Annotated in this window: 32 protein-coding genes; 12 read left to right on the forward strand and 20 right to left on the reverse strand. The window is 66.1% G+C overall.

The annotated features are described in order from the left end of the window. Positions 1–88 precede the first annotated feature (88 nt). Positions 89–1,351 carry a DEAD/DEAH box helicase gene (locus J0M27_RS11350; RefSeq protein WP_294991418.1) on the reverse strand — a complete coding sequence of 421 codons (1,263 nt, stop codon included), beginning with the start codon at positions 1,349–1,351 and terminating at the stop codon, positions 89–91. Positions 1,352–1,580: 229 nt separating this feature from the next. Then, on the reverse strand, positions 1,581–1,745 hold the full coding sequence (locus J0M27_RS11355; RefSeq protein ID WP_294991421.1) for a rubredoxin: 165 nt from the start codon (positions 1,743–1,745) through the stop codon (positions 1,581–1,583). On the opposite strand from J0M27_RS11355, the gene J0M27_RS11360 reads away from it, so the two are divergent. After that, positions 1,726–2,070 (forward strand): hypothetical protein, encoded by a 345-nt coding sequence (locus J0M27_RS11360; protein WP_294991423.1) that lies wholly within the window; start codon positions 1,726–1,728, stop codon positions 2,068–2,070. The genes J0M27_RS11355 and J0M27_RS11360 overlap by 20 nt on opposite strands. On the opposite strand, the gene J0M27_RS11365 is transcribed toward J0M27_RS11360, so the two are convergent. The 10 genes from J0M27_RS11365 to J0M27_RS11410 form a co-directional block, all read right to left on the reverse strand. Beyond that, positions 2,060–2,533: an SCP2 sterol-binding domain-containing protein gene (locus J0M27_RS11365; RefSeq protein ID WP_294991426.1), complete on the reverse strand. Its 474-nt coding sequence runs from the start codon at positions 2,531–2,533 to the stop codon at positions 2,060–2,062. The genes J0M27_RS11360 and J0M27_RS11365 overlap by 11 nt on opposite strands. A gap of 10 nt (positions 2,534–2,543) precedes the next feature. Next, the gene (locus J0M27_RS11370; protein ID WP_294991429.1) at positions 2,544–3,425 is read right to left on the reverse strand and encodes a U32 family peptidase; all 882 of its coding nucleotides are present in this window, start codon (positions 3,423–3,425) and stop codon (positions 2,544–2,546) included. Positions 3,426–3,430: 5 nt separating this feature from the next. After that, on the reverse strand, positions 3,431–4,435 hold the full coding sequence (locus J0M27_RS11375; protein ID WP_294991431.1) for a peptidase U32 family protein: 1,005 nt from the start codon (positions 4,433–4,435) through the stop codon (positions 3,431–3,433). Positions 4,436–4,691: 256 nt separating this feature from the next. After that, positions 4,692–5,273 (reverse strand): DUF3501 family protein, encoded by a 582-nt coding sequence (locus tag J0M27_RS11380; protein ID WP_294991434.1) that lies wholly within the window; start codon positions 5,271–5,273, stop codon positions 4,692–4,694. A 12-nt stretch (positions 5,274–5,285) separates the two neighbouring features. Further along, positions 5,286–6,620, reverse strand: a complete 1,335-nt coding sequence (locus J0M27_RS11385; protein ID WP_294991435.1) for a heterodisulfide reductase-related iron-sulfur binding cluster — start codon at positions 6,618–6,620, stop codon at positions 5,286–5,288. A gap of 105 nt (positions 6,621–6,725) precedes the next feature. Further along, on the reverse strand, positions 6,726–7,148 hold the full coding sequence (locus J0M27_RS11390) for a rubrerythrin family protein (protein WP_294991437.1): 423 nt from the start codon (positions 7,146–7,148) through the stop codon (positions 6,726–6,728). A gap of 155 nt (positions 7,149–7,303) precedes the next feature. Beyond that, on the reverse strand, positions 7,304–8,215 hold the full coding sequence (locus tag J0M27_RS11395; protein WP_294991440.1) for a hydrogen peroxide-inducible genes activator: 912 nt from the start codon (positions 8,213–8,215) through the stop codon (positions 7,304–7,306). Continuing rightward, a complete protein-coding gene (locus tag J0M27_RS11400; protein WP_294991443.1) occupies positions 8,172–8,777 on the reverse strand; it encodes a GNAT family N-acetyltransferase in 606 nt (201 codons plus the stop codon). Before J0M27_RS11400 ends, J0M27_RS11395 begins: the two co-directional genes overlap by 44 nt. Continuing rightward, positions 8,774–9,571 (reverse strand): alpha/beta fold hydrolase, encoded by a 798-nt coding sequence (locus tag J0M27_RS11405; RefSeq protein ID WP_294991445.1) that lies wholly within the window; start codon positions 9,569–9,571, stop codon positions 8,774–8,776. Before J0M27_RS11405 ends, J0M27_RS11400 begins: the two co-directional genes overlap by 4 nt. 107 nt (positions 9,572–9,678) lie before the next feature. Continuing rightward, positions 9,679–10,284 (reverse strand): TetR/AcrR family transcriptional regulator, encoded by a 606-nt coding sequence (locus J0M27_RS11410; RefSeq protein WP_294991447.1) that lies wholly within the window; start codon positions 10,282–10,284, stop codon positions 9,679–9,681. Positions 10,285–10,393: 109 nt separating this feature from the next. Between J0M27_RS11410 and J0M27_RS11415 the strand changes: the two genes are divergently transcribed. Next, positions 10,394–11,902 (forward strand): bifunctional aminoglycoside phosphotransferase/ATP-binding protein, encoded by a 1,509-nt coding sequence (locus J0M27_RS11415; protein WP_294991449.1) that lies wholly within the window; start codon positions 10,394–10,396, stop codon positions 11,900–11,902. 25 nt (positions 11,903–11,927) lie between these two features. Here J0M27_RS11415 and J0M27_RS11420 read toward each other — a convergent pair whose 3' ends face one another. The 4 genes from J0M27_RS11420 to J0M27_RS11435 all read right to left on the reverse strand — a co-directional run bounded on the left by J0M27_RS11420 (position 11,928) and on the right by J0M27_RS11435 (position 13,432). Beyond that, complete coding sequence (locus tag J0M27_RS11420; RefSeq protein ID WP_294991452.1) at positions 11,928–12,383, reverse strand: ligand-binding protein SH3; 456 nt, start codon at positions 12,381–12,383, stop codon at positions 11,928–11,930. A gap of 15 nt (positions 12,384–12,398) precedes the next feature. Beyond that, entirely contained in the window at positions 12,399–12,593 is a 195-nt protein-coding gene (locus tag J0M27_RS11425) for a hypothetical protein (protein ID WP_294991455.1), read from the reverse strand. 91 nt (positions 12,594–12,684) lie between these two features. Next, positions 12,685–13,218, reverse strand: coding sequence for a hypothetical protein (locus J0M27_RS11430; RefSeq protein ID WP_294991458.1), 534 nt, complete (start codon positions 13,216–13,218; stop codon positions 12,685–12,687). Positions 13,219–13,231: 13 nt separating this feature from the next. Beyond that, positions 13,232–13,432 carry a hypothetical protein gene (locus J0M27_RS11435; protein ID WP_294991460.1) on the reverse strand — a complete coding sequence of 67 codons (201 nt, stop codon included), beginning with the start codon at positions 13,430–13,432 and terminating at the stop codon, positions 13,232–13,234. Between the two features lie 128 nt (positions 13,433–13,560). Here J0M27_RS11435 and J0M27_RS11440 point away from each other — a divergent pair, with 128 nt between their 5' ends. Next, the gene (locus J0M27_RS11440) at positions 13,561–14,463 is read left to right on the forward strand and encodes a LysR family transcriptional regulator (RefSeq protein ID WP_294991462.1); all 903 of its coding nucleotides are present in this window, start codon (positions 13,561–13,563) and stop codon (positions 14,461–14,463) included. Positions 14,464–14,472: 9 nt separating this feature from the next. Here the strand turns inward: J0M27_RS11440 and J0M27_RS11445 are convergent, their stop codons facing one another. The 4 genes from J0M27_RS11445 to J0M27_RS11460 form a co-directional block, all read right to left on the reverse strand. Further along, positions 14,473–14,862 (reverse strand): diacylglycerol kinase, encoded by a 390-nt coding sequence (locus J0M27_RS11445; RefSeq protein ID WP_294991465.1) that lies wholly within the window; start codon positions 14,860–14,862, stop codon positions 14,473–14,475. Continuing rightward, positions 14,859–15,386 (reverse strand): phosphatase PAP2 family protein, encoded by a 528-nt coding sequence (locus J0M27_RS11450; RefSeq protein ID WP_294991468.1) that lies wholly within the window; start codon positions 15,384–15,386, stop codon positions 14,859–14,861. The genes J0M27_RS11445 and J0M27_RS11450 overlap by 4 nt, the downstream gene beginning before the upstream one ends. Positions 15,387–15,395: 9 nt before the next feature. Next, complete coding sequence (locus J0M27_RS11455) at positions 15,396–16,370, reverse strand: TerC family protein (RefSeq protein WP_294991470.1); 975 nt, start codon at positions 16,368–16,370, stop codon at positions 15,396–15,398. A gap of 341 nt (positions 16,371–16,711) precedes the next feature. Beyond that, positions 16,712–17,650 (reverse strand): MerR family transcriptional regulator, encoded by a 939-nt coding sequence (locus J0M27_RS11460; protein ID WP_294991473.1) that lies wholly within the window; start codon positions 17,648–17,650, stop codon positions 16,712–16,714. Positions 17,651–17,742: 92 nt separating this feature from the next. Between J0M27_RS11460 and J0M27_RS11465 the strand changes: the two genes are divergently transcribed. From J0M27_RS11465 to J0M27_RS11505, 9 genes are all read left to right on the forward strand, one after another. Then, entirely contained in the window at positions 17,743–18,306 is a 564-nt protein-coding gene (locus J0M27_RS11465) for a glutathione peroxidase (protein WP_294991476.1), read from the forward strand. A 32-nt stretch (positions 18,307–18,338) separates the two neighbouring features. Next, positions 18,339–19,139 carry a GTP cyclohydrolase FolE2 gene (gene folE2, locus J0M27_RS11470; protein WP_365962631.1) on the forward strand — a complete coding sequence of 267 codons (801 nt, stop codon included), beginning with the start codon at positions 18,339–18,341 and terminating at the stop codon, positions 19,137–19,139. 108 nt (positions 19,140–19,247) lie between these two features. Continuing rightward, positions 19,248–20,525: an FAD-dependent oxidoreductase gene (locus J0M27_RS11475; RefSeq protein ID WP_294991479.1), complete on the forward strand. Its 1,278-nt coding sequence runs from the start codon at positions 19,248–19,250 to the stop codon at positions 20,523–20,525. Further along, positions 20,522–21,292, forward strand: a complete 771-nt coding sequence (locus J0M27_RS11480; RefSeq protein ID WP_294991482.1) for a DUF1365 domain-containing protein — start codon at positions 20,522–20,524, stop codon at positions 21,290–21,292. The genes J0M27_RS11475 and J0M27_RS11480 overlap by 4 nt, the downstream gene beginning before the upstream one ends. After that, positions 21,289–22,530 (forward strand): cyclopropane-fatty-acyl-phospholipid synthase family protein, encoded by a 1,242-nt coding sequence (locus J0M27_RS11485; protein WP_294991485.1) that lies wholly within the window; start codon positions 21,289–21,291, stop codon positions 22,528–22,530. Before J0M27_RS11480 ends, J0M27_RS11485 begins: the two co-directional genes overlap by 4 nt. Beyond that, positions 22,527–23,036 (forward strand): chalcone isomerase family protein, encoded by a 510-nt coding sequence (locus J0M27_RS11490; protein WP_294991488.1) that lies wholly within the window; start codon positions 22,527–22,529, stop codon positions 23,034–23,036. Before J0M27_RS11485 ends, J0M27_RS11490 begins: the two co-directional genes overlap by 4 nt. Further along, positions 23,036–24,310 carry an MFS transporter gene (locus tag J0M27_RS11495; RefSeq protein WP_294991490.1) on the forward strand — a complete coding sequence of 425 codons (1,275 nt, stop codon included), beginning with the start codon at positions 23,036–23,038 and terminating at the stop codon, positions 24,308–24,310. The genes J0M27_RS11490 and J0M27_RS11495 overlap by 1 nt, the downstream gene beginning before the upstream one ends. Then, positions 24,307–24,861: a DUF3833 domain-containing protein gene (locus tag J0M27_RS11500; protein ID WP_294991493.1), complete on the forward strand. Its 555-nt coding sequence runs from the start codon at positions 24,307–24,309 to the stop codon at positions 24,859–24,861. Before J0M27_RS11495 ends, J0M27_RS11500 begins: the two co-directional genes overlap by 4 nt. Further along, the gene (locus J0M27_RS11505) at positions 24,858–25,625 is read left to right on the forward strand and encodes an SDR family NAD(P)-dependent oxidoreductase (protein WP_294991495.1); all 768 of its coding nucleotides are present in this window, start codon (positions 24,858–24,860) and stop codon (positions 25,623–25,625) included. Before J0M27_RS11500 ends, J0M27_RS11505 begins: the two co-directional genes overlap by 4 nt. The last annotated feature ends 4 nt before the right edge of the window (positions 25,626–25,629 follow it).

Genomic DNA, 25,629 nt, shown 5'->3' on the forward strand with positions numbered 1-25,629 from the left:
AAAATGGCCATAAACTGTCGGGAAACCACCACTTGTAACAGTATTATAAAACCATTTATTGCCAACGGTTAACGGTAGATATAAACTATCATCTGTTTGTGATTTTAGTTTTACAGGTAAACTCAAGGCGTGCCGGCGCCGGCTTCTGCGCCGGCGGGCGACCAGCGGCGGGACGCGGCACCGAATGATTGTGCTGCGGTTCGAAGCCGGGCATGACCGAAGCCGGTATTTCGCGTTTCAGCAGGCGCTCGATGTCGCGCAACTGGATGCGCTCGTCGCTGCTGACCAAGGACAGCGCCTCGCCGCTGGCGCCGGCGCGGCCGGTGCGGCCGATGCGATGGATGTAGTCCTCGGGCACATTGGGCAGCTCGAAATTCACCACGCGCGGCAGGGAGTCGATGTCGAGTCCGCGCGCGGCGATGTCGGTAGCGACCAGCGCCGCGAGCTTGCCGGCCTTGAAATCGGCCAGCGCGCGGGTGCGGGCGTTCTGCGACTTGTTGCCATGCAGGGCGGCGGTGCGCACGCCGGACTGCTCGAGCTTGCGCGCCAGCGCGTCGGAGCCGTGCTTGGTGCGGCAGAACACCAGCACCTGGTGCCAGCCGTGGGCGGCGAAGAGATGCAGCAGCAGGTCGCGCTTCTGGTCCTGGTCGACCTTGATCACGGTGTGTGCCACCAGTTCGGCCGGCGCGTTGCGGCGCGCGACTTCGACCATGGCCGGGTCCTTGAGCACCGTGTGGGCCAGTTCGCGCACCTCGGCGGCGAAGGTGGCGGAGAACATCAGGTTCTGCCGCTGTTTCGGCAGGCGCTCGATGATGCGGCGGATGTCGCGGATGAAGCCCATGTCGAACATGCGGTCGGCTTCGTCGAGTACCAGGGTCTGCACCTTCGACAGGTCGACGGTGCGCTGGCCGAGGTGGTCGAGCAGGCGGCCGGGCGTGGCAACCAGGATGTCAATGCCGCGGCGCAGGGTCTGGATCTGCGGATTGATGCCGACGCCGCCGAACACGGCAAGGCTGCGCAGCCCCGTGTGGGCGCCGTAGACGCGCACGCTCTCCAGCACCTGGGCGGCGAGCTCGCGCGTCGGCACCAGCACCAGCACGCGCGGTGCGGTGTGGGTGACTTTCTGCAGCGGGCTGCTGGTTGGGCCACTGTGCACCGCGGTCAGGCGCTGCAGGATGGGCAGCACGAAGGCGGCGGTCTTGCCGGTGCCGGTCTGGGCCAGCGCTTCGAGATCGCGGCCGGCGAGGATGTGGGGGATGGCCTGCTGCTGCACAGGCGTGGGCGTGGTGTAGCCCTGCTCGCCAATGGCGCGCAGGAGCTCGGCCGACAGGCCGAGTTCGGAGAACTGCATGTTGATTACCTCTGAAGCCGACCCCCGCAAACGTGCAGGCCAATCTGGGCGGAAACTTCTATGGGGTGTAAACCTTCGAGGGACTGAATGTCGCCGTTTAGGCACGACCGGCAGACTGGGGCGCGGTCGCTAGGGAGGTGAAGCGGGGCGGACTGTAACACAGGCCGCCCGTGGCGCCGGAATTACTTTCGCCGTGCCGCCGGCGCCGACTTTTCAATTCAATGCGACGTCAGATTTCCATCATGACGAAATCGGCCTTCGGCACGCCGCATTCGGGGCAGACGAAGCTGTCGGGTACGTCGGCCCAGAGCGTGCCCGGCGCCAGGCCGTGGGTTTCGTCGCCAAGGGCCTCGTCATAGACCCAGCCGCAAACGATGCATTGCCATTTCTTCATTGCCATCCTCGAACATGAAATCGCCAACCGCCATCTTAGCGGCTGGCGCATGCGCTCGCCAGCGGAAAACCGTTCCGGCTTCGGCGGTGGGGTGAAGGCTCAGCCCGGTTGCCGCCGCTGCGCGAACAGACCGAAAGTGCTCGTGCTGGTTGCGATGCGTTTCCAGTTCGGGTCAGGCGGCCGCGTCGGCGCCCAGGCTGCCGCTGCTGCACGCCGCGATATCGAACAGGCGTGGGTGCTCGCGGTCGATCTGTTCCACCCCCGCCAGGAGCTTGTCCTCGAACCGGGGTCGCGCTGGTCGATCGAGTGGCCTCTCAGGGCTTGAGGAAGGTCGGGCGCAGGCCCTGCCAGGAAAGCCGCGGCCATTCCAGCGCGTCGAGCATGTTCTTGACGCGCAGGCCGAGCTCGGTATCGCCCTCGATCGATAGGCTGCGATTGAAGAACAGGGTGTCGGGGTCTTCCTGGCGGCTGACCATCTGCAGGAAGGCCGAGAGGCGCGCGGTGAAGTGCAGGTCGGGCTGGCCGGAGGAAACGAAGACCGGGCGAAAGGCACCCTGGCGATAGGCGAAATCGGCCACCATGCCGGTGTCCAGCACGGTCACGCGGAAGTGCCGGCCTTCCAGTTCCCGCAGGCTGTCCTCGGGCAGCACGCCGAGCTTTTTCGCGGCATTCAGCGCCAACGCCAGGTTCAGCGAATGCGGCCATTGTGGCAGGCGCGCCCCAAGGCGGGCCACCAACGTAGGCAGTGCGAAGGGGGGAATCGTCGGAAGTTTCAGCGGATTTGCCATGGTCTGCCTCTCATGCCGCCTGGTGCGCGGTGCCGGCGCGGCCGAACCAGAAGCCGTTCACCAGCCCCGCCGAAGCCCAGGCCGCATTGTCCTCCACCGGCTCACCCTTGCGCGCCCGGTCGAAGGCGTCGAGGATGTCGAAGGTGTGCGTCGCCTGTGGGCTGATGCGCACGGCCTCGATGCCCAGCGCCAGCAGTTGCGGCATCTGCATGAGCAGGCTGTGGGTCTGCGCCGACATGGTCTGGATCCCGTTCAGCGTCAGGAAATGCTGCCCCTCGCGGGTATCCACCAACATGCCGTCGGGATGGTCGAGGCACTTGAACTGGCAGTCGTCCTTGTTGAGGCCGTAGTGGCGCGCCGTGAAGCAGCGCGCCGAGAAGGCCAGCGGCAGCTTGCCGAAGGCGAACACCTCGGTCTCCATGCCGGCCGGACGCGACGCGTGCAGGGTCTCGATGATGTTGCCGGCGAGTTCCAGCGGCGGCAACCAGCGTTGCGCACCCTGGCCGGCGAAGAAGGCCAGGGTCCGTTCGTTGTAGATGTTGAGGTGCGGCCCGGCGACGATGCCCAGGCCCTCATCCTGTGCCATTTTCACCGCGCCGAGGTCGTTGGCCTCGACCAGCCCGCCGGCATCCGCCATCAGGCGGCGCATGGCCTTGAGGTCGCTTTCCGATTCGAGCAGGGCCTGCGCCGTGAGCACCACTTCCTTGCCGGCAGAGCGCAAGTCCTTGGCCAGCCCGATCCAATCGGCAGTGCGCAGTTGCTGCCGGCGCGAACATACGGCTTCGCCCAGGTAGATGCGATCGATGGCCGGATGCTGCGCCGCCTGGGCGTAGAACTCCATGACCTCGGCCTTGGGCCAGAAGAAGAGCAGCGGGCCGAGTGTTATCTGCATGTGACCTAGCGCCACGGCCGGTTGTAGGCGCCCAAAGTAATTTGGGAACCCTCGGCGACCTTGCCCAGTTCAGCCATCCAGGCCGGCTTCACGACGAACTTGTCGGGCGCGGCGACGGCGGCGTCGATGGCCTGGCGCAGGTTGCGCGTGACCTGGGCGACGTAGGTCGGGCTGCGCTGGCGGCCTTCGACCTTGATCGCTGAGACGCCGATGCGAATAATCTCCGGCAGCATCTCCACCACATTAAGGCTGGCCGGTTCCTCCATCGCATAATAGGTTTCGCCGGCGACCTCGAAGCGGCCCTTGCAGATCGTCGGGTAACCGGCGTTCTCGTCATTGCCGTAGCGGTCGATGAGAATGCCGTTGAGCCGCACGTCCATCTCGGTCGGCTTCTTCTCCCACTGCACGAACTTGGCCGGGGAGCAGGCGCCGACGGTATTGGGCGACTCGCCGGTGGCGTAAGACGACAGCCAGCAGCGGCCCTCGTTCATCACGCACAGGCTACCGAAGCCGAACACCTCGATCTCGACTTCGGTGTGGCGGATCACGTTCTCCACCTGGGCGAGCGTCAGCACGCGCGGCAGCACGGCGCGCTGTATGCCGAATTTCTCGCGACAGAAGTTGATCGCTTCGTAGCTGGTCGCCGAGGCCTGCACCGAAAGGTGGCGGCGCATGTCCGGATGCGCCTGCGCGGCGTAGTCGAGCACCGCCGGGTCGGCAATGATCACGGCGTCGACGCCGAGTTCGGCCGCCTTGTCTACCGAGGCTGTCCAGTCGGCGAAGCGCCCGGCCTGGGCGTAGGTGTTGATCGCCACCAGCACCTTGCGCCCGCGCTGGTGGGCGTAACGGATGCCCTCGGCGAGGGCTTTGTCGTCGAAGTTCAGCCCGGCGAAGTTGCGCGCATTGGTGTCGTTGCGAAAACCCAGATAGACGTCGTCAGCGCCGTTGTCCACCGCCGCCTTGAGCGCCGCCAGGCTACCTGCCGGACACACCAGTTGAGGTTTGGCCATTGCTGCCCCCACCAAAAAGAGGGCGCGAGTGTAGACGAAAGGCCTGAAAAATCAGTTGATCAGGGTCAAAGGTGGGGGATTGAGGTACCCGACGGAGTGACCACCGTGCTGCCGGCGCCGACTTTCGGAGTGATACCTGCGACCATTGGAGTTGGCTCGCCCTGCAGACGCCATGGCGTTTGAGACCGAATCCGCGATGCGCGTAAAGCTGCGCTGCGGCAAAGCGCGCCGTGTCACCGGCGCCGACTTTTCGGCCTCAGCGCAGGTCGGAAGCCAGCGACGCCCTTGCCGCTTCCGGCAGGGCGCCGGTGTTGGCGGTATAGGCCGGGTGGTCGACGCCCACCGAGATCGCGGCGCCGCTCTTCGCGGCGGCGATCATGCCGGCGGAAAACTCGAAGCGCAGGAAATGCACGGCCGAGGTCTTTTCCTCGTTCTCGCGTTCGAGGTCTTCGTCGGCGATGGCGAATACCGGATCGTGGCCGTCGATGCGCACCCAGACGCGGTCCTCGACGCCCTTGAGCTTGGTCAGCATGGTGCGGCGCTGGTTCTCGTCGGCGTATTCGATCTGCATCGTCACCTTGAAGTTGCTGCCGGTGGGCACCAGCGGCACGTAGGATTCCAGTTCATGCCGGATGCCGTCTTCCTCGAAGATCTTCTCGACGCGCAGCATTTCCTGGATCTGGTAACGGATCAGCAGTTCGTTCTCGAAGATCAGCAGGATGTTTTCGCCCAGCTTGACGCGGCGCAGCTTTTTCTGCGCCATGACCTGCTCGCGCATGGAGGTGCGCGCCTTGGCATAGGCTTCGAGGGTCATCAGGGAGTCGCGGGTGATGGTCATTGCGGTTTCCATTTATTCGATTCCGTAGGCAATTCTGAGCAGCGTGAGCGGATGTTGCTTCTCTTTGCGCCCGGCGGCTCCGGCTTCGTTCATGCCCTGCAGGATGTGGCGGCCGGCGATGGCGCAGTCGGAACTGACGTAGTCCGGCTCGTTCTGCGCCATGGCCTTGAACACCGGCTTGCCGATTTTCATCGACAGCTCGTAATACTCTTCCTTGACGCCCCAGGTGCCGTCGTGGCCGGCGCAGCGCTCGACGGTGTTCACCTCGGCGCCGGTCATCTTCAGCATTTCCTCGGTCTTCCTGCCCACGTTCTGCACCCGCGAGTGGCAGGGGATGTGGTAGGACACTTTGCCCAGCGGCACCTTGAAATCGGTCTTCAGCAGGCCGTCCTTGTTGCGCAGCACGAAGTATTCGAAGGGGTCGTACATCGCCGCCGCCACCGCCTTGCAGCGCGCGTCATCGGCGAACAGCAGCGGCAGCTCGGCCTTGAACATCAGGGTGCAGGACGGCACCGGGGTGACGATGGCGTAACCGGCTTGCGCCAGATCGTGCAGCAGCGGGATGTTGCGTTCCTTGTACTTCTCCACGGTCTCCAGGTCGCCCAGTTCCAGCTTGGGCATGCCGCAGCAGGTCTCTCCCTTGACCACGACGTAGGGCACTTCGTTGTGCTCGAGCAGCTTGAGCAGGTCATGGCCCAGCCCCGGCTCGTTGTAATTGACGTAGCAGGTGGAGAACACGGCGACCTTGCCGGGCGTGTTGGCGCCATCCTTGACCGGGTGGTTATGGCTGGCCGTGGCGTCGGCACGGAAGTTGGCCGAGTCGAACTCGGGTAACTGGCGCCGGGCGTCGACACCGAGCACCTTCTGAAGCACGGCGCGCGCCGGGCCATTGCGGTTGGCGGCGTTCACCACCTGCGCCACCACCGGGATCGAAGACAGGGTGCCGACCAGCTCGGTCGATGTCAGCAGCTTGTCGCGGAACTTCATCTTGCCCGTCTTGTACTGGATCGCCTTGGCGCGCAACATGGTGTGCGGGAAATCCAGGTTCCACTGGTGCGGCGGCACATAGGGGCACTTGGTCATGTAGCAGACGTCGCACAGGTAGCACTGGTCGACGACCTGCCAGAACTTCTCCTTGGGCACGCCGGCGGTTTCGGCGTCGCCCGCCTCGTCGATGAAGTCGAAGAGCTTCGGAAAGGCATTGCACAGCGAGATGCAGCGGCGGCAGCCATGGCAGATGTCGAAGATGCGTTCCATCTCCTGTTCGCAGGCGGCCTGGTCATAGAACGCGGGGTTCTTCCAGTCGATGACGTGTCGGGTCGGTGCTTCGAGATTGCCTTCGCGCATGGCGTCCTTCCTTGAGCGTTACTTTTCGGGGGATAGGGCGTCGGGGTCGGGAGTCGGCGCTGGCGGTACGGCGGCTGGAACACCGCCGCCGTCCGCGGGCCTTTATCAGCTGTTCAGGCTGTCCAGCGTCTTCTGGTACTTGTTGGCGTGCGAGCGCTCGGCCTTGGCCAGCGTCTCGAACCAGTCGGCGATCTCATCGAAGCCTTCTTCGCGCGCGGTCTTGGCCATGCCCGGGTACATGTCGGTGTACTCGTGCGTTTCGCCGGCGATGGCCGACTTCAGGTTGTCCGCGGTCGCGCCAAAGGGCAGGCCGGTGGCGGGGTCGCCGCACTTCTCGAGGTATTCGAGGTGGCCGTGGGCGTGGCCGGTCTCACCCTCGGCGGTGTTGCGGAAAACGCCCGCGACATCGGCATAGCCCTCGACGTCAGCCTTGTTCGCGAAATACAGGTAGCGCCGATTCGCCTGCGATTCGCCGGCAAACGCGGCTTTCAGATTGCCTTCGGTCTTGGATCCCTTGAGTCCTGCCATGGTGTTTCTCCTCAACGTTGAATGGAAAGGGTCGCGCCGTCGCGCAAGCCCGAGTCAAAGGGCGTGACGCCTCTTGCCCTGATTGCAATTTAGCCCAGGCGTGTTACAAGTTCTAATTGATTTTTTTCACTGCCCCGATAGCGCTCGACTATTGCTCAATGGATTGCCCGGGTTCCGGGCAGGCGGCAGTCGAGCACGGATTGGCGCATCACATCGATGGCCTTGTGGCGCGGGAAGCTCGAGCGCCAGACCAGCCCCACGCGCCGTGTCGGGCTGGGCTTGACGAAAGGCTTGACGCGCAGCAGTGGATCGTCGGCCGGAATGCCATCGACACTGCTCGATGGCATCACGGTCACGCCGACGCCGGAGGACACCATGTGGCGGATGGTTTCCAGCGAGCTGCCCTCCAGCACCTGCGGCGATTCGCCCTGGCTGGCACGGTGGCAAAGATCGAGCACCTGGTCACGAAAGCAATTGCCCGCGCCCAGCATCAGCAAGGGTTCGTCGAGCAGTTGCTCCGGGCGCAGGGTCTTGGCCGTCGCCCAGGGGTGGCCGGCCGGCACCAAGGTGCGAAAGTCCTCTTCGTAGACCGGCTGGACGACCAGTCCGGGCTCGCCGACCGGCAGGGCCAGCACCAGCACATCGAGTTCGGAGGCCTTGAGGCGCTCGAGCAGCGTCTCCGTGTAGCCTTCGGCGATGTACAGCGGCATTAGCGGCGCGCGCGCCCTGACTCGCGGCACCAGCGCGGGCAGCAGCCAGGGGCCGATGGTGTAAATCACGCCCAGACGCAGCGGGCCGTTCAAGGGATCCTTGCCGGCGGCGGCGACCTCGGCCACGCGCGCGGCTTCGGCCAGGGCCTTTTCGGCCTGGGCCACCACGTCGGCACCGATAGGCGTGGGGCGAACCTCGCCCGTGCCGCGCTCGAACAGGGCCACGCCTAGTTCCTCTTCCAGTTTTTTCACCGCCACCGAGAGCGTCGGCTGCGAAACATTGCATTTATCGGCGGCGCGGCCGAAGTGGCGTTCACGGGCCAGGGCAACGATGTAGCGCAGTTCGGTCAGGGTCATGGCGGACGGGTATCGGGATCGTGATGCTGGCGCCGGTTTGCGGCACGGTCGGATCGGCCGTTCGCTCCTGCGCAATGTGGCACGAGACTATCACGGTCGTGCGTTCGTCGCCGATCCCGACGGTGAAGCCCTGCCCGCGCGCCACCCGGATCGCCGCCGTGTTGCCGGCCTGGATCAGCCCGTGCAGTCGGCTCTGGCCGCTGCGCACGGCGATCTCCAGCAGGGCGGCAAGCAAGGCCTGGCCAAGCCCCCGGCCGCGCCAGGCCGGCAGCACCATCAGGGCGAATTCCGCAACCGTCGCCACGGAGACATTTTCGGCGTGCGCTATCGCCGTGCCGTCGGCGCCGACTCCCAGCAGCACCACCCGGTCGCGTCCGTCGGCCTCCGCAAGGCGCTGCAAGAGCGCCTGATTGGGCGCATCGCCGTGGGCAAAATGGCGTTCATAGAGGCCGGACTTGTCCATCTGCCGGATCAGGCCGGCCAGCGCGGGGTGGTCCGCCTGCGTTGCTGGCCGTATCCGGAAGCCTTCACCTAGCATCGCCCAGGGGTGGCGCGCGCTCACGGCCGCTCTCCGGCGAGGAAGTCCACCGTGGCGGCGATGACGGTCGGGTCCGCAAGCAAACGGCGATGTCCCAGGCCGGTGGTTTGGAGCAGGCGTGCCCTGGGCCAGGCGCGGACATGGCGCAGTCCGTGGGCGATGGGAACTTCGCTGTCCTTGCCGTCGTGGATCACCAACAGCTCCTGGCGACCGCCGCTGCGCTCGGCCTCGAATTCGCTCCAGGCAAGGCCGAAATGGTATTCGATGCGGCGCTGCACGGCGGCGGCGAGGGCTTGCGTCCAACCGAGGGCGTCGGCGATGCGGCGGGTCGAATCGCTCAGGCTGGCCGGCGGGGCAATCAGTACGCCGCGTTCGACGCCGGCGGCGCGACGCGACATGATCATCGCCGCCGCCGCACCGCCCATCGAGTGCCCGATCAGCGCATGTACGTGCCCCAGATGGTCCAGCATGGTCTCCAGCGCGCGCAAAAAATGCGGCAGCGAGGACTCGGCGCCACCGGTCATGCCGTGCCCCGGCGCGTCATAGGCCACGACCGATAGACCGCGTGCCAGCAGGGGTGCGATGAAGGCCCTGAGTTGGGTGCCGCGCCCGCCCCAGCCGTGCACCAGCACCACCACCGGGTCGCGTGCCCGCCCCCAGCGCCAGCCAATCAGGCGGCCGGTGACCATGGGCACCGGCAGCAGGCTGGCATCTTCCATGAGGCGCAGCTCGGCATCCGGAAACTGGTGCCTGGGCGGCGTCAGCAACTGGCGCACGCCGGACTCGATGGCCTTTCCCGGCGCAAGCCGCCATAGCAAGCGATACCACGTGCGCCGCCCGGCCAGACCGAGCCTGAACTTAAAGGAGCGAACGATCGTGCTATTAATGGGCCAAAAAAAAGCAGGGGTCAGATTCAGTTCCATGATCACTCCTTGCCGCGCTCCACGGCATAGTCGCGGACCAGTCGATCGAAGGCGAAGAGCGCCCGGCGGTCCGCGTCCGGGTCGTTCAACAGGCGCCGACTTTGCTGCGCCACCTGATAAATCCCTTCCAGTTCAAAGGCAAGCTGCTCAGGATCGGTATCCGGCCGCAGATCGCCCGCTTCAACCGCCTTGGCCACGGTTTCGACCAGGGTGCGGCGCAAGGCAATCAAGCCTCGACGCACCTCGTCGCGCAGGGCGCCGGGCTGGTCGTCGAACTCGGCCGCAGCGGCATTGATCACGCAACCCCCGGGCAGATTGGCCACCCGCGTCCAGTCCAGCCAGTTGAGAACAATCGCTCGCAGCCGGGCCACGCCCCGCGGCTGGCGAAACGCCGGCCGCAGCACGACTTCGGCAAAACGCTGCTGCGCCTCGCGCAGCACGGCAAGCTGCAGCTCCTCCTTGGAACCGAAGTGGGCAAACAATCCGCTCTTGGACATCTTCGTCCGTTCCGCCAGGATGCCAATGCTCAGGCCTCCGACGCCGACGCAACTCGCCAGCGAGAAAGCCTCGTCGAGTATGGCCTGCCGTGTTTGTTCGCCTTTGCCCATGGCCGCTTTATAGAACGATCGTTCGTTTGTGTCAAGTGCCTATATCTGGCCGTGCAAGCGCTAACCGAACCCATGGCATCGGACTTGCCACGGCGCGATAATCGGCGCCATGTCCGCAAGCTACCCGCCCCTGATTGCTGCTTTGCTGGCCGGGCAGGGCTTTCCCCAGCCGCCGGCAAGGGTCGATCTGGTCGAGACGCATGCCTCGTGGCTGGTGCTGGCCGACGATCTCGCCTACAAGATCAAGAAGCCGGTCACCCTGCCGTTTCTCGACTACGGCAGCCTGGAACGACGGGAAGACTGTTGCCGCGCCGAATTGCAGCTCAACCGGCGCCTCGCGCCGGGGCTCTACCTCGACGTCGTGCCGATAGGCGGCAGCCCGGAGCGCCCACGGATCGGCGCCGAGCCGGCCATCGAGTGGATGGTATGCATGCGCCGCTTCGACGAGGCGGGGCGGCTCGACCATGTCGCGGCACGCGGCGCACTGCGGACTGAACAGGTGGCACAGCTCGCGGCGAGCCTGTATGCATTCCATACCGCCGCGCCGATCGCTCAACCTGGCAGCCGTTTCGGCGAGCCGGCGCGGATCGCCGAAACCGCGCGCGAGAACTTCGTCGAACTGCGTCAGTTGCTGCCCCGGGCCGAGCAGCCCCGCATCGAAGCGCTCGCGTCCTGGACCGAAACCGAGTTCGCCCGACGTGCCGAGGACTTTGCCGCGCGCAAGCGCGAAGGCTGCATCCGCGAAGGCCACGGCGACCTGCACCTGGGCAATCTGGTGTTGATCGACGGCCATGTCACCGCCTTCGACTGCATCGAGTTCAATGACGATTTCCGCTGGAACGACCCGATCAGCGAAATCGCCTTCGTCTGGATCGACCTGCTCGACCATGGCCGACCCGGGCTTGCGGCGGCATTTCTCAATGCCTGGCTGGAAGCAGGCGGGGACTTCGCGGCGATCAAGCTGCTGCGCTTCTACGCCGTGTATCGCGCGGTGGTGCGAGCCAAGATCGCCGCGCTGCGCGCGCGGCAGGAGGACGAAGCGGCGGCAGCCGGAGAAACCGCCACAGCCTGCGGCTACCTCGATCTGGCGCGGAAAATCGCCGTGCCGCCGGCGCCGACTCTTGCCATCACCTGTGGCCTGTCGGGCTCGGGCAAGACCACGGCCAGTAGCGCCCGGCTGCTCGACGCCGAACGGCCCGAGGCGGGCCGTCTGCTGCGCATTCGCTCGGATGTCGAGAGGAAACGCCTGTTCGGCCTGGCGGCGGGGGAAAGCAGCAGATCTCCGCCCGACGGCGGAATCTATACGCCAGAAGCGACGGCGCGCACCTATGCCCGGCTGCAGGCACTAAGCCGCGAACTGCTGCTTGCCGGCTGGCCGGTGATCGTCGATGCCGCCTTCCTCAAGCGCGCCGAGCGCGACCGCTTTGCGGAACTGGCGGCGGAACTCGGCGTCGGCTTCAGCATCCTCGCCACCGAGGCGCCACCGGAAGAACTGCGTCGGCGCCTGCTGGCGCGCAGCGGCGATGCCTCGGAAGCGACCGTCGATGTACTCGAAAGGCAGTTCGGGTGGTTCGAACCCTTGAGCGCCGCGGAGCAGGCGGTGGCCGTGAGTTCGTGAATGGTGCGGCCTGTCTCGGCGGCGCCTAGGCTACCTTCAAGTAACGCTCCTTTGCCGCACGGGCCTCGATAGCCTCCTCGGGAGTGTAGGCGTGACCGGACCAGAGCATGCGATAGGCAATCTCCTCGTTGCCGTTCTCGCAAAGTTCGAGGACATGCCGGAACAGCGGCTGGAAGGTCGCGGAACGATGGCTCTGCTCATGTTCTTCGAGCGATTTCCAGAAGGTAACGATGAGCGCCTCGCGATCCTTCAGCGGCGAGGCGACGGCCTGGCCGACAGTGGATCCTTCGTTGGAAATCTGTCCGGTGTTCAAGACCACGAAGCCACCGATGAAGCCCGTATCGGAGTGATATGTCTTGACGTTCTCGCACATTTCGGCGACCCGCATTTCCAGGTCATCGACGGTGAACTCCGGTCGCAGGACGACGCGATTGACCGTCACGGTTCCATCGCCGTCAAAGCCATTGATGAGTGAGGACATACTTAGCTCCCCGGCTTATTTGGCGGGGCGGGAAGCCACCGCCTCGGGCATCACCGCCTCCCATGACGAGTCGAATGCCGACTCGCTGCTCGGCACCGGCAACGGCCGCTGGTCGGCAGCCGAGCGCGGACGCGCGCAAGCCTGACGGAGCGGGAAGCTCGCCGATCCGCTACGTTCTGCAATGGCACAAAGTTCGTTCAGGGTGTTCATGATGGGTAACTCCATGGTTGCGACAATTTCAGGATATTAATGTCGACAGAATCAGTCAACTATTGCTTCGATAGTGCGGGGCTATCAATGCTCAACCCCGGCCCGACATTGCCTTGAATTCCGTCTGGCGCTGACGGCCCCGTTGCCTGAAGGCCGCCACGCGCGGGCGGTATTCGATGCCGTCGTCCAGCCGCAGGCGCCAGGTATCGAGCGCATGCCAGATCAGACGCGCCTCGCCGTCGGCCAGGTGGCCGTCACTGCGGATGACGTCGAATATCAGGCGCACCAGTTTCTGGCGCTCCGCGACGCTGCCGACCTCGGCGAACAGCGTTTCCAGGAGCGCCGGCGACAGCAGGTAGTTGCCCCGGCCGTCGGGCAATCCCGTTGCGTCGGCGCAGAATTCGTAGAGCACCTCGAAGAAGGCTTCGCGCGTAACGCCCAGTTCGGCAAAGGCCCGGTTTTTCGCGAGGCCGTCCAGTTCGGCAGCATCCATCCGGCCGTCGGCCAACAGTGCCAAGACCACCAGGCGAGCCTTGGCGCGCGGGCTATCGGTCGGGTAGGACCGCAAGGGGCGGCCCGGGTAGTTGATCGGGGAGAAGCTTTCCCTGGCTTGTAGGGTCATCATGGCGTCTCGCTCCTCAGGCCGCCAGGCGCTGCGACAGCGCGGCAGCGTGCACGGCAAGCATCGGCTGGCGGGCTTTCAGGCGCCGGGATTTCGAGACGCGACTCTGGGCGCAGGCGATCGCCAGTATTTCCGGCAGCCGCTCATGCCGCGCCACGCGCGCCACAGTCGCCGGATCGACAGTGCAAAATGCCTTGCAATCGTTGAGGGTAATCATGTGCCGTCTCCTTGGTGGGTTGATCCTCCGCAGCAGGCTTGCTGCGTATGAAGCGCACTGTAGAGAAACCTGGGCTTCCAATAAATGGATAATTATGGATAGAATGATCCCATTTACTGGAACAGTCGATGACCCCGGACCAACTCAATTTCCGCCACCTGCTGTACTTCTGGGCGGTTGCCAAGGAAGGCAGCATCACCCGTGCGGCGGAGCGCCTGAATCTCTCGGTACAGACCATCAGCACCCAGCTCGGCCTGCTCGAACAGCAGCTGGGCCAGGCGCTGTTCGCGCCGCAGGGCCGCTCGCTGGCGCTGACCGAGGCCGGCCGTGCCGCGCTCGACTATGCCGATCAGATATTCCTGCTCGGCGAGCGGCTGCGCCATGCCGTGGCCGACCACGCATCGGGACGCCGGCGCTTCGCCGTGGGCCTCAGCGAGGCGGTACCCAAGCTGGTCGCCTACCGCCTGCTGCAGCCGGTGCTGCAGGCGCCGCTGTCGATGCGCCTGGAATGCATCGAAGGCAATGTAGACCACCTGCTGGCCGAACTGGCGCTGAACCGGCTCGACCTGGTCCTGACCGATCGCTCAGCGCCGACCGACGCCCATCTCAAGCTTCAGTCGCGACTGCTGGGCACGGTCGGCATCGACCTGTACGCCGCCGATGGCCTGCACGACCGATATGCCGCCGACTTTCCGCAGCGCTTGAACGGGGCGCCGGTGCTGCTGCCGGTACGCAGCAATCCCCTGCGTGGCGCCATCGATGCCTGGTTCGCGCGGCACAACCTGAAGCCCGAGGTCGTCGGCGAGTTTTCCGACAGCGCCCTGCTCAAAACCTTTGGCCGGGCCGGGCTCGGCCTGTTTCCGGCACCGTCCGGGATGCATGCCGACATCCTGGCGCAGTTCGGCGCCCGCCCGCTCGGCACGCTGGCCGACGTGCGCGAGGACTGGTATGCCATTGTCACCCAGCGGCGGATCCAGCACCCGGCCGTCGAGGCGATCCAAGCCGGCGGCATTGCCTCGCTGCTGGAATGAGAACGGACATCATGGCAGCGCAAGATCGAGCAATCGGCTCAACTCTACGCCGAGCACGATGATCCAGACGAAGATCGCGATGCCGACGCCGGCAGCGGCGATGTCCTTGATGACCTTGATCTTCTCGTTGTGGCGCGTCTCGACGAAATCGCACAGCGCCTCGATCGCGCTGTTGAAGATTTCGGCGACCAGGACGAAGGCGGTCACCACCAGGATCAGCAGGAAATCGACCCAGGCACGGGCGCCGAAGGCAACCGCCAGCACCACCACCGAAGCGATCAGTTTGTAGGTCACCGACCAGTCGTAGAGCACGGCATAGCGCAGCCCGGAAAAAACGGTGCGGACCTTGCGCAGCGGGTGGTAGCCGGCGTCGCCGGTGCCGAGAAACTTGTGTCTCATCGTGACGTCTCCCGCCATGCCGGCAGACGACGCAACAGCAGGACCCAAAGGGTCGCCAGCAGGGCGCCGGCGGCGACATCGCTCGGAAAGTGAACTTGCAGGTAGAGCCGCGACGCAATGACTACGGTCACGACGGCGAGAAGGACGGCGATCTCGATCCGCCCCGGCGCCGCTCCCGGCCGCAGCAGCCAGGCCAGGGCAAAGGCGGTGACCTGCGCCGCATGGGCGCTGGGGAAGCTCCAGTCCTCGGGCATGGCAATCAAGGACGGAAACAGGTCGGGCCGCGGCCGCGCCGCGACCAGCTTGACCAGATGCCCGAGCGCGGACGCGCCGATCAGGGCCAGCGCGACAAAGGCCGCGCTCCTGTCGCCACGCCGCCGCCACCAGAGCAGCAGCACCAGCGGCAGCAGCACCACCAGCGAACCGAACCAGGTGACGGCGGCGAACACGCCGTCAAGCCACGGTGTTCGAGCGGCGTGCGCCAGCGCGAGTCCGGCGTTATCCCATGAATGAAAGCCTTCCAAGGCGACCCCTCATTCGCGCCTGGCGGCGGCGGCTGAAGGTTCCAGCCTTTCCTTGCGCAGCGACATCCCGATCGAAATGCCGATGAAGGTGGCGACCACGGCCAGCGAGAAGCCGATCGGGATCTTGTAGAGGTCGATCAGCAGCATCTTGACGCCGATGAACACCAGCACCGCCGCGAGGCCGTACTTGAGCAGCGAGAAGCGGTCGGCCATGTCGGCCAGCAGGAAGTACATCGCGCGCAGGCCGAGGATGGCGAAGACGTTCGAGGTCAGGACGATGAAGGGATCGGCGGTGATGGCGAAAATCGCCGGGATCGAATCGACGGCGAAGATCAGGTCCGAGATCTCGACCAGAATTAGGGTCAGGAACAGGGGCGTCGCGTAGCGCACGCCGTCCTTCCAGACGAAGAACCTCTCGCCGTGGAGTTCGTCGCTGATCTTCATGTGGCCCCGCAGCCAGCGGATCAGCGGGTTGTTCGCCATGTCGGGCTTTTCCTCGGCGAACCACCACATCTTGATGCCGGTGACCAGTAGGAAGGCGCCGAAGATGTAGAGCATCCAGTGGAACTGCGTGATCAGCCAGGCGCCGGCGAAGATCATCACCGTGCGCAACACGATGGCGCCGAGCACGCCGAGCACCAGCACGCGTTTCTGCAATTCCAGCGGGATGCCGAAAAACGAGAACAGCATCAGCCAGACGAAAACGTTGTCGATCGCCAGCGATTTCTCGATCAGGTAGCCGGTCACGAATTCGAGCGACTTCTGGTTGGCGACTTCGCGCCCAGCGCTGCCGTCCAGATGCCACCAGAGCGCCGCGGCGAAGAGGAATGATACGGAGACCCAGATCGCCGACCAGGTGGCGGCCTCGCGAAACGATACCTTGTGCTGCTTGCCACCGCCGACCACGAACAGGTCGATCGCCAGCATCACCAGGACGATGGCGAGGAATCCCGCCCACATCCACCACGTACCGATTGTTTCCATTCCATGCTCTCCTTGTCAGACCCGGTTCGCCGTTCCCTCCGCAGCTCCCGCTGCAAACGAAACGGCCCTTTATCCAGCGAGGACGAAGGGCCGTGTTTTCGACAAGGGAACCTCCGCCATCGCGGCAAAGGTCTTGCTCGTACCTGCCTTGCGACAAGCACCCGGGGCGCCGGGGAATCCTTCAGCGACAAGGATTTCCGTATTGACGACGCCGCGGCGGAGAGCTACTCCCCCTTGGGATGGCGGCAATTTACTTAACTTGATAAAAACAGTCAACTACTTCGTGAGGGGACGAATGGAAGTCCGCGTCGAACCTGATTGCCGCCGCCAGACCGGCCGACTCAGTGCCTGCTGCGCTGCGGATGCGCAGCGTGCCATTCGGCCAGCGCCGGGGCTACGTCGCTCAGCGCGCCGATCACGCGCACGCCGGCGACGCTGCGGCCGCGGCCGGCAAGGCCGGCGCCGCCGGCCCAGAGTCCGGTGGCGGCCGGCAGCGCGGCACGCAGTTCCACCAGCGCATCGCGCGCCTTGCGCCAGGGATAGGCGGCTGAAAATGAAAGGGCGACGATGTCGGCATGGGTTCCCCGCGCCGCGCCGGCGATATCGGCAATCGGGGTTTGCGCGCCGAGCGACACGGCAAAGGCGCCGTTGGCGGCGAGCAGCGCCTCGGCCATCAGCAGGCCGAGCAGGTGCTCCTCGTCCTTCACCGTGGTCAGCAGCACCTGCGGTCGCGTGCCGCGGCCGCCCAGTCCATGGGTCGCCGAGCGCAGCAGGTTCTGCACCAGTTCCGTGTATAGGTGTTCCTCGAAAATCGCGATTTCCCCGCTCATCCAGCCGTCGCCGATGCGCAGGTTGAGCGCCGGCACGGTCTCGATGACGAAGCGCTCGAGGCCGTCGCGCGCCAGACGCTGCGACAGCTCGGCGCGCAACGTGTCTATGTCGCGCGCCTTGAGCAGGGGCACGATCCACTCCGCCGTGTCGCCAGCGCCGACTTTTTCGGGGGATGCCGCCAGCCTCTCGGTCAATGCCGCCATCGGCTGGCGCAGCAGGGCGCCGGGGCGCTGGCCCTGATCCATCAGGCGCTTGATCAGGCGCAGGTGCTCTACCTGCTCGGCCGGATAGACGCGTTCGCCGAACGCATCGCGCAAGGGCTGCGGGAAGCCGTAGCGCCGCTCCCAGACGCGCAGGGTGTCCTTGCCGAGTCCGGTGTCGCGTTCGACGGCGGCAATGCCGATTCCCTGCGCCGGGCTGGCCGTGATTTCAGGCGGGGTGTTGTCCATGAAATTATTTTATGTCCAAGACAAAGTGGTTGACAAGAGAAATTTCAGGCCGTATCTTACGTCCGAATTATTGATTTGTCCAGGACAAAATAATGAACATGAAAAGCTTGGCCATGCTGCTCCTGACCGCTGCCGGACTCGCCGCCGCGCTGCCCGCTGCTGCCGCGAACTGCCCGGCCCTGCTTGACCACAGCTTCCAGCGCCTGCAGAACAGCGCCCCGCAGTCGCTATGCCAGTACCAGGGCAAGGTGCTCCTGGTGGTCAACACGGCAAGCTTCTGCGGGTTCACCGCCCAGTATGAAGGCCTCGAAACTGTCTACGACAAATACAAGAGTCGCGGCCTGGTGGTGGTCGGCTTTCCGTCCAACGATTTCGGTGAACAGGAACCGGGCAGCAACAAGGAGATCGCCGACTTCTGCCGCATGACCTACGGCATCAAGTTTCCGATGATGGCCAAGACCGACATCGCGGCGCCGAAAACCCACCCCTTCTACAAGCAGTTGATCGCCAAGAGCGGGGCCGCGCCGAAGTGGAACTTTCACAAGTACCTGATCGACCGCAACGGCAACACGGTCGAGAGCTTCGACACCCGCACCGCACCCGACGACCGCCGCCTGATCGCGCAGATCGAGCGCCGCCTGGCGGAAAAGCCCTGAAACCCCTACCACGCCCAACCGAGGAGAACGCCGTGAATGCACCCGAAAGATTTTTCATGCCCGACATCCAGTCCAGCCGCGACCACCGCCAACTGGCGATCCAGCAGGTCGGGGTCAAGGGCCTGCGCTATCCGATGACCCTGCTCGATGCCGCAGGCGAGGCCCATCCCACGGTCGCCACGCTGACCATGAGCGTCGGCCTGCCGCCCGAGGTCAAGGGCACGCACATGTCGCGCTTCGTCGAGATCCTCGAGCGCCCGCGCGCGGCGCTGAGCCTCGCCGACCTCCGCCGCCTGTTGCAGGAAACCCTGCTGCACCTGCAGGCCAATTCCGGTCGCATCGAGATGAAGTTCCCCTATTTCATCCGCAAGCAGGCGCCGGTCTCGAAGGTCTCCAGCCTGCTCGACCTCGATGCCGCGATCACGGTGTGGCGCGACGAGGGCGGCCCGATCGAAACCGAACTCGAGGTCACCGCCGCGGCGACCAGCCTGTGCCCCTGCTCCAAGGAAATCTCCGATTACGGCGCGCACAACCAGCGCTCGCACCTGACGCTGCGGGTGCGCTTGCTGGAAGACATGAGCCTGGAGCAGCTGGTGCGCATCGCCGAGGACGAGGCCTCCTGCGAAGTGTTCGGCCTGTTGAAGCGCCCCGACGAAAAATGGGTCACCGAGCGCGCCTACGACAACCCCAAGTTCGTCGAGGACCTGGTGCGCGACATCGCCCTGCGCCTGCGCGGCGACCGGCGCATTGCCGAGTGGTCCGTGGCATCGGAAAACTTCGAATCGATTCACAACCATTCCGCCTACGCGCTGATCGAGGGACGCAATGTTTGACTTCCTGCTCGGCCTCGCCCTCACCGCCCTGCTGCTGCGCGCCGCCGCACGCCTGCCCGAGCGGTCCCGCGTACGCGCCACCCGACCTGAAAACACACGGAGCAAGACATGAAAATCGCCGTCGTCGGCGCCGGCATCTCCGGTCTCGCCGCAGCCTGGCTGCTCAAGCAGCATCACGAAGTCACCCTGTTCGAAGCCGGCGACTACCTCGGGGGCCACACGCACACCGTCGACGTGGACCTGGCCGGTACGCGCTTTCCGGTGGACACCGGCTTCCTGGTATTCAACCATCGCACCTACCCGAACCTGACCGCGCTGTTCCGCGAACTGAAGGTCGACACCGTCGCCAGCGACATGTCGTTCGCGGTCAGCATGGTGGAACCCGACCTGGAGTGGGCGGGCTCCAGCGTCGCCACGCTGTTCGCGCAAAAGCGCAACCTGGCGCGCACAGGCTTCTGGCGCATGCTGCAGGACACCCTGCGCTTCAACCGTGAAACAGCGGGAGCTTTGCCTGAGGTAACACTGGGCGACTACCTCGCAGAACACGGCTACAGCGCCGAATTTCGCGACTGGTACCTGCTGCCGATGGCCGCCGCGATCTGGTCCTGCCCGACGCAAGCCATGCTCGGCTACCCGCTGACCACCTTCGTCCGCTTCGCCCGCAACCACGGCCTGCTGCAGATCTTCGACCGGCCGCAGTGGCAGACGGTGCGTGGCGGCGGCCGCGAGTATGTCGAGCGCATCGTCGCGGAACTGGACGACGTGCGCCTGGCAAGCCCGGTGAAATCGGTGCTGCGCGACGCCGACGGCGTCTGGTTGGGCCTGCCCGGCGGCGAATGCGAACGCTTCGACGAAGTGGTGCTGGCCTGCCACAGCGACCAGGCGCTGGCCCTGCTCGGCGGCGCGGCCACCCCGGCAGAGCGCCACATCCTCGGCGCCATCCGCTATCAGCCCAACCGCGCCGTGCTGCATACCGATGCCGCCCTGCTGCCGCGCGACGAGCGTGTCTGGTCGGCCTGGAACTACATGTCCGGCGAACGCAGTGGCGGCCAACAGCCTGTCAGCGTCTCCTACCTGATCAACCGGCTGCAGCCGCTACCGACGCAAACACCGGTCATCGTCTCGCTCAACCCGCATGTCGAACCCGACCCGGCGAAAGTGATCGGCGACTGGGATTACGACCATCCGATCTTCGACCAGGCGGCAATCGGCGCCCAGGCGCAGCTCGATGCCATCCAGGGCGTCGAACGCCTGTGGTTTTGCGGCGCCTGGGGTGGCTACGGTTTCCATGAAGACGGCCTTAACTCCGCGCTGGCGGTGGCGGACCGTCTCGGCTGCCGCGCGCCCTGGCAGTCCGCCCCGGCAGGGCTCGAAAGCGCGGCATGAAACCCGAACTCTGCACCGGCAGCGTGATGCACGCGCGCTTCGCCGCAGGGCAAAGCCCCGCCGCGCACCGCTTCGTCTATCCGCTGTTCTTCCTCGCCCTGCCGCTGTCGCAGTTGCAGGACGCCGGCAACCGCTGGTTCGGCGTCGAGCGAGCGCGGCCGCTCTCGCTGCGTTTCCGCGACCACGGCGCGCGCGACGGCTCGCCGCCGGAGCCGTGGATCCGCCGGCTGCTCGCCGCCGAGGGCATCACCGCAGCCGACGGTGAGGTGGTGCTGCAAACTTTTCCGCGCATCTTCGGCTTCGTCTTCAATCCGGTCAGCTTCTGGTTCTGCCATGACCGCTCCGGCGCCCTGCGCGCGGTGCTGGCGGAAGTCCGCAACACCTTTGGCGACCATCACAACTACCTGGTCGCCCATGCCGACCAGCGCCCGATCACGTCCGCCGACACGCTGACGGCGCGCAAGATCTTCCACGTCTCGCCCTTCTTTCCGGTGGCCGGCGAGTACCGCTTCCGCTTCGACCTGAGTGCCGAACGCCGCCTGGTCGTGCTCGACTACTGGCTCGATGGCGAGCGCGTGCTGGCCACCTCGCTGCAAGGTGCGCCGCAGGCGCTGGCCGCCCCCGCCGCGCGGCGCGCGCTGCTGCGCCAGCCGCTCTTGACCCTCGCCGTCGTCTGGCGCATCCACTGGCAGGCCGCACAGCTCTGGCTGAAACGCGCCGTCTTCCATTCCCGCCCGCAACCTCCCCTGCAGGAGACAACCCGATGAACACCCTGGTTTCGAATTCCCTTCCCCTGTCGCGGCAACGCCCCGCCGCCGTGCCTTCAGCACTGGCACCCGCGACGCGCACCGCGATCAAGCTGCTGCAGAACATCGAGGGCGGCAGCCTGCGCCTGATCCTGCCCGATGGCCAGCACATCATGCTCGGCCACGGCGCCGAGCGCGCGACGCTGGAAGTCAACGATGAACGCGTGTTCCGCCGCGTGCTGGCCGAAGGCGACATCGGCTTCGGCGAGAGCTGGATAGCCGGCGACTGGCACAGCGACCACCCCGCCGAACTGCTGACCCTGCTCGCCGAGAATCGCGCCCAGCTGGCGCGCGCGGTGCATGGCAGCTGGCTACCGGTCCTCGGCCACCGCCTGCGCCACCTGCTGCGCAGCAACACCCGCGCCGGCTCGAAGCGCAACATCCTCGCCCACTACGACCTCGGCAACGACTTCTACAAGCTCTGGCTCGACCCGTCGATGAGCTATTCGTCGGCGCTGTTCGGCACCGATCCGCAGCAGTCGCTGCAGCAGGCGCAACGCCAGAAGTACCTGCGTCTGCTGGAGATGCTCGAGCCGAAACCGGGCGACACGATCCTCGAAGTCGGCTGCGGCTGGGGCGGGCTGGCGGAGATCGCCACCACCGAGTTCGGCTGCCGTGTGCATGGCATCACGCTGTCGCCTTCGCAACTGGAGTGGTCGCGGGCGCGCGCGCAGCAGAAGGGCTTTGCCGACCTCGCCGACTTTTCGCTGACCGACTACCGCGATGTGCGCGGCCGGTACGACCACATCGTCTCCATCGAAATGTTCGAGGCGGTCGGCGAGCGCTTCTGGCCGGGCTACTTCGCTCAGTTGAATAACTGCCTGAAGCCGGGCGGGCGTGCCGCGGTGCAGACCATCACCATCGCCAACGAACGTTTTGGCGCCTACCGGCGCGGCACCGACTTCATCCAGCGCCACATCTTCCCCGGCGGCATGCTGCCTTCGCCCGCGGTCTTCGAACGCCGTGCCGCCAGCGCCGACTTTTCCGTGCTCGACCGCCATGCCTTCGGCATCGACTACACGCGCACCCTGGCCCACTGGCATGGTGATTTCGAGGCCGCCTGGCCGCAGATCGCCGTGCAGGGTTTCGACGAGCGCTTCCGCCGCCTGTGGCGCTTCTACCTCGCCTACTGCGAGGCCGGCTTCCGTTCCGGCGCCATCGACGTCTATCACTTCCTGCTGGAAAAGCCGCGCGCATGAAGACCGCCCTGCGTCGATACCTTGTCGGCCTCGGCCTGCTGCTGCTCGCCGGCGGCGCGGCGGCGGTGCTGCCGCCGGACTGGCGCATCCAGGGCCAGGGTGAAATGCGCTGGTTCGGTTTCCGCCTCTACCAGGCCAGCCTGTGGGCGCCTGAAGGGCGCTGGCAGGCCGCCCAGCCCTATGCGCTGGAACTACGCTATGCGCGCGACATTCCCTCGGCGCGCCTGGTGCAGGCCAGCATCGAGGAAATGCAGCGCCTGGGCAGCGCCGACGATGCCCGCCTGGCGCGCTGGAAGCTCGAGCTGGAGCGCGTGTTTCCCGACGTGCGCGAGGGCGAGGTGATCCACGGCCTGCACCTGCCGCAGCGCGGCGCCGAGTTCTACCACCAGGGCAGGCTCACCGGGCGCATCGAGGACGTCGAATTCGCCCGCGCCTTCTTTGCCATCTGGCTCGACCCGCGCACCCGCGAACCGGGGCTGCGCGCGAACCTTCTGGGAGCCGGATGATGTCCGCCGCCGCGATGCCGACGCGGCAGATGGTGGCTTATGGCGCGCTCGGCTTTCCGCTGGCCTTCGCCGCCCTGCCCTTGTACGTCCATGTTCCCAACCTGTATGCCGACAGCGTCGGCCTGCCGCTGGCGCTGGTCGGCGCCGTGCTGCTGCTGACGCGCTTCGCCGACGCCCTGATCGATCCGCTGCTGGGACAGTGGAGCGATCGCCTCGGCAACCGGCGGCGGCTGATCCTGATCGCGCTGCCCCTGCTCGGCCTCGGCCTGGCGGCGCTGCTGGCGCCGCCCGCGGACGGCGGCACGACATGGCTGGTGCTGACCCTGGCGTTGACCTTCATCGGCTTCAGCCTGGCCACCATCAACTATCACGCCTGGGGCGCCGAGATCGGCGAAACCCCGCAGGAGCGGGTACGCGTTACCGCCGCGCGCGAAATGTTCGCGCTGGGCGGCGTGGTGGTGGCCGCCGCCCTGCCGTCGCTGCTGGCCAAGGATGTCGCCACGGCGATGCAGCACCTGGGCTGGGTCTTCATTCCGATTCTGGCGCTGGCCGCGCTGGCCACCTTCGCCGGCGCGCCGCCGGCAAACGCAGCGGCCGGCACGACGCAGCAAGGCCTGCCGCTCTCCGCCGTGTTCGCCGACCCGCGCTTCCGCCGCCTGCTCACCGTACTCGCCGTTGGCGGCATCGCCTCGGCGATCCCGGCGACGCTGGTGCTGTTCTTCATCGCCGACGTGCTGCAACTTCAGGAGTGGCAGGGCCTGTTCCTCGTCATCTACTTCGTCTGTGGCGGCCTCGCCCTGCCGGGCTGGGTGGCGCTTGCCCGCCGCTACGGCAAGGTGCGCACCTGGCTGGCGAGCATGGTGCTGGCGATCGCCAGCTTCGTCTGGGCCTTCCTGCTCGGACCCGGCGACGGCCTCGCCTTCGCCCTGATCTGCGCCGCCAGCGGCGCCGCGCTCGGCGCCGAACTGGCGCTGCCGCCGGCCCTGCTGGCCGACCTGCTGGCGGACGGAAGACGCAAGGGGCGGGCTGCCGCCGGGGCCGGTGCGTATTTCGGCGTCTGGAATTTCGTGAACAAATTCAACCTCGCGCTGGCCGCCGGCATCGCCCTGCCGCTGGTCGCCCTGTTCGGCTACAAAGTCGGCGCCGGCGATACGGCGAATCAGGGGCTGTTCGCCCTGGCCGCCACCTACGCCCTGCTGCCGGCCGCGATCAAGGTGGTTTCCCTGCTGCTGCTGTGGCGCTGGCAGCATCATTTCGAAGGAAGGACATCATGATGAAAACACTGCGCCGGCTCGGCATCGTGCTGCTCGCCGCCGTCTTCCTCGGCGGTTGCGCCAGCATCGACGTCGAGCAGTACCGCGCCGAGAAGCCGCAACTCGACCTGCGCAAATTCTTCTCCGGCACGCTGGACGGCTGGGGCATGTTCCAGGACCGCTCGGGCAAGGTGATCAAGCGCTTCCATGTCGTGATCGAGGCGAAGTGGCAGGGCGACACCGGCACGCTGGACGAGCGCTTCACCTGGTCCGACGGCGAAGGCGGCGGCAATCCGCCGCGCCGCGTGTGGACCCTGCGCGACACGGGCAACGGGCGTTTCATCGGCACCGCCGGCGACGTGGTCGGCGAGGCGCTGGGCGAGACCGCCGGCAACGCGCTGCGCTGGCGCTACGTGCTGGCGCTCAACGTCGACGGCAAGACCATCAACGTCGATTTCGACGACTGGATGTTCCTGGTCGACGACCAGGTCATGCTCAACCGTTCGCTGATGAGCAAGTACGGCTTCGCCCTGGGCGAGGTCACGCTCTCGCTCAAGCGCAGGACACCGTGAACCAGCCCATCCGCGACTGGACCGCGCAGCGCGTCTGGATCATCGGCGCCTCGTCGGGCATCGGCGCCGCGCTGGCGACGCAACTGTTGCAGCGGGGCGCACATGTCGCCGTTTCGGCGCGGCGCGCCAAGGAACTGCAGGCGCTGGTTGCCGGGCATGACGAAGCTCGCGTGCTGGCCTTCGACCTCAACGACCGCGCCGCGCTCGGTCGTGCCTGCGACGATCTGTTCAAGGCCTGGGGCGGCATCGACCTGGTGGTCTTCTGCGCCGGCGCCTATGCGCCGATGCGCGCCTGGCAGCTCGACGCCAACGACATTGACCGCGTGCTCGACATCAACCTGCGCGCGCCGATGGCGGCGGCGGCGCGGCTGATTCCGACCCTGCTGAAACAGGGCAGCGGCGCGCTCGCCTTCGTTTCCAGCGTCGCCGGCTATCGCGGTCTACCCAAGGCGGCGGCCTACGGCCCGACCAAGGCGGCGCTGAGCAACTTCGCCGAAACCCTGTACCTCGACCTCGCGCCGCGCGGCCTGTCGGTCTTCCTCATCAACCCGGGCTTCGTCGCGACGCCGATGACCGCCGCCAACGATTTCGAAATGCCGGCGCTGATCAGTCCGCAACAGGCCGCCGAAGAAATCATCGCCGGCTTCGGCCGCGGCAGTTTCGAGATTCACTTTCCACGCCGCTTCACGCACTGGCTCAAGCTGCTGCGCCTGCTGCCCTACGGTGTTTACTTCGCGCTGGTAAGGCGCTTCACCCGGTTGTGACCGC

The sequence above is a fragment of the Sulfuritalea sp. genome (assembly GCF_017302275.1).
Taxonomy (GTDB): domain Bacteria; phylum Pseudomonadota; class Gammaproteobacteria; order Burkholderiales; family Rhodocyclaceae; genus Sulfuritalea.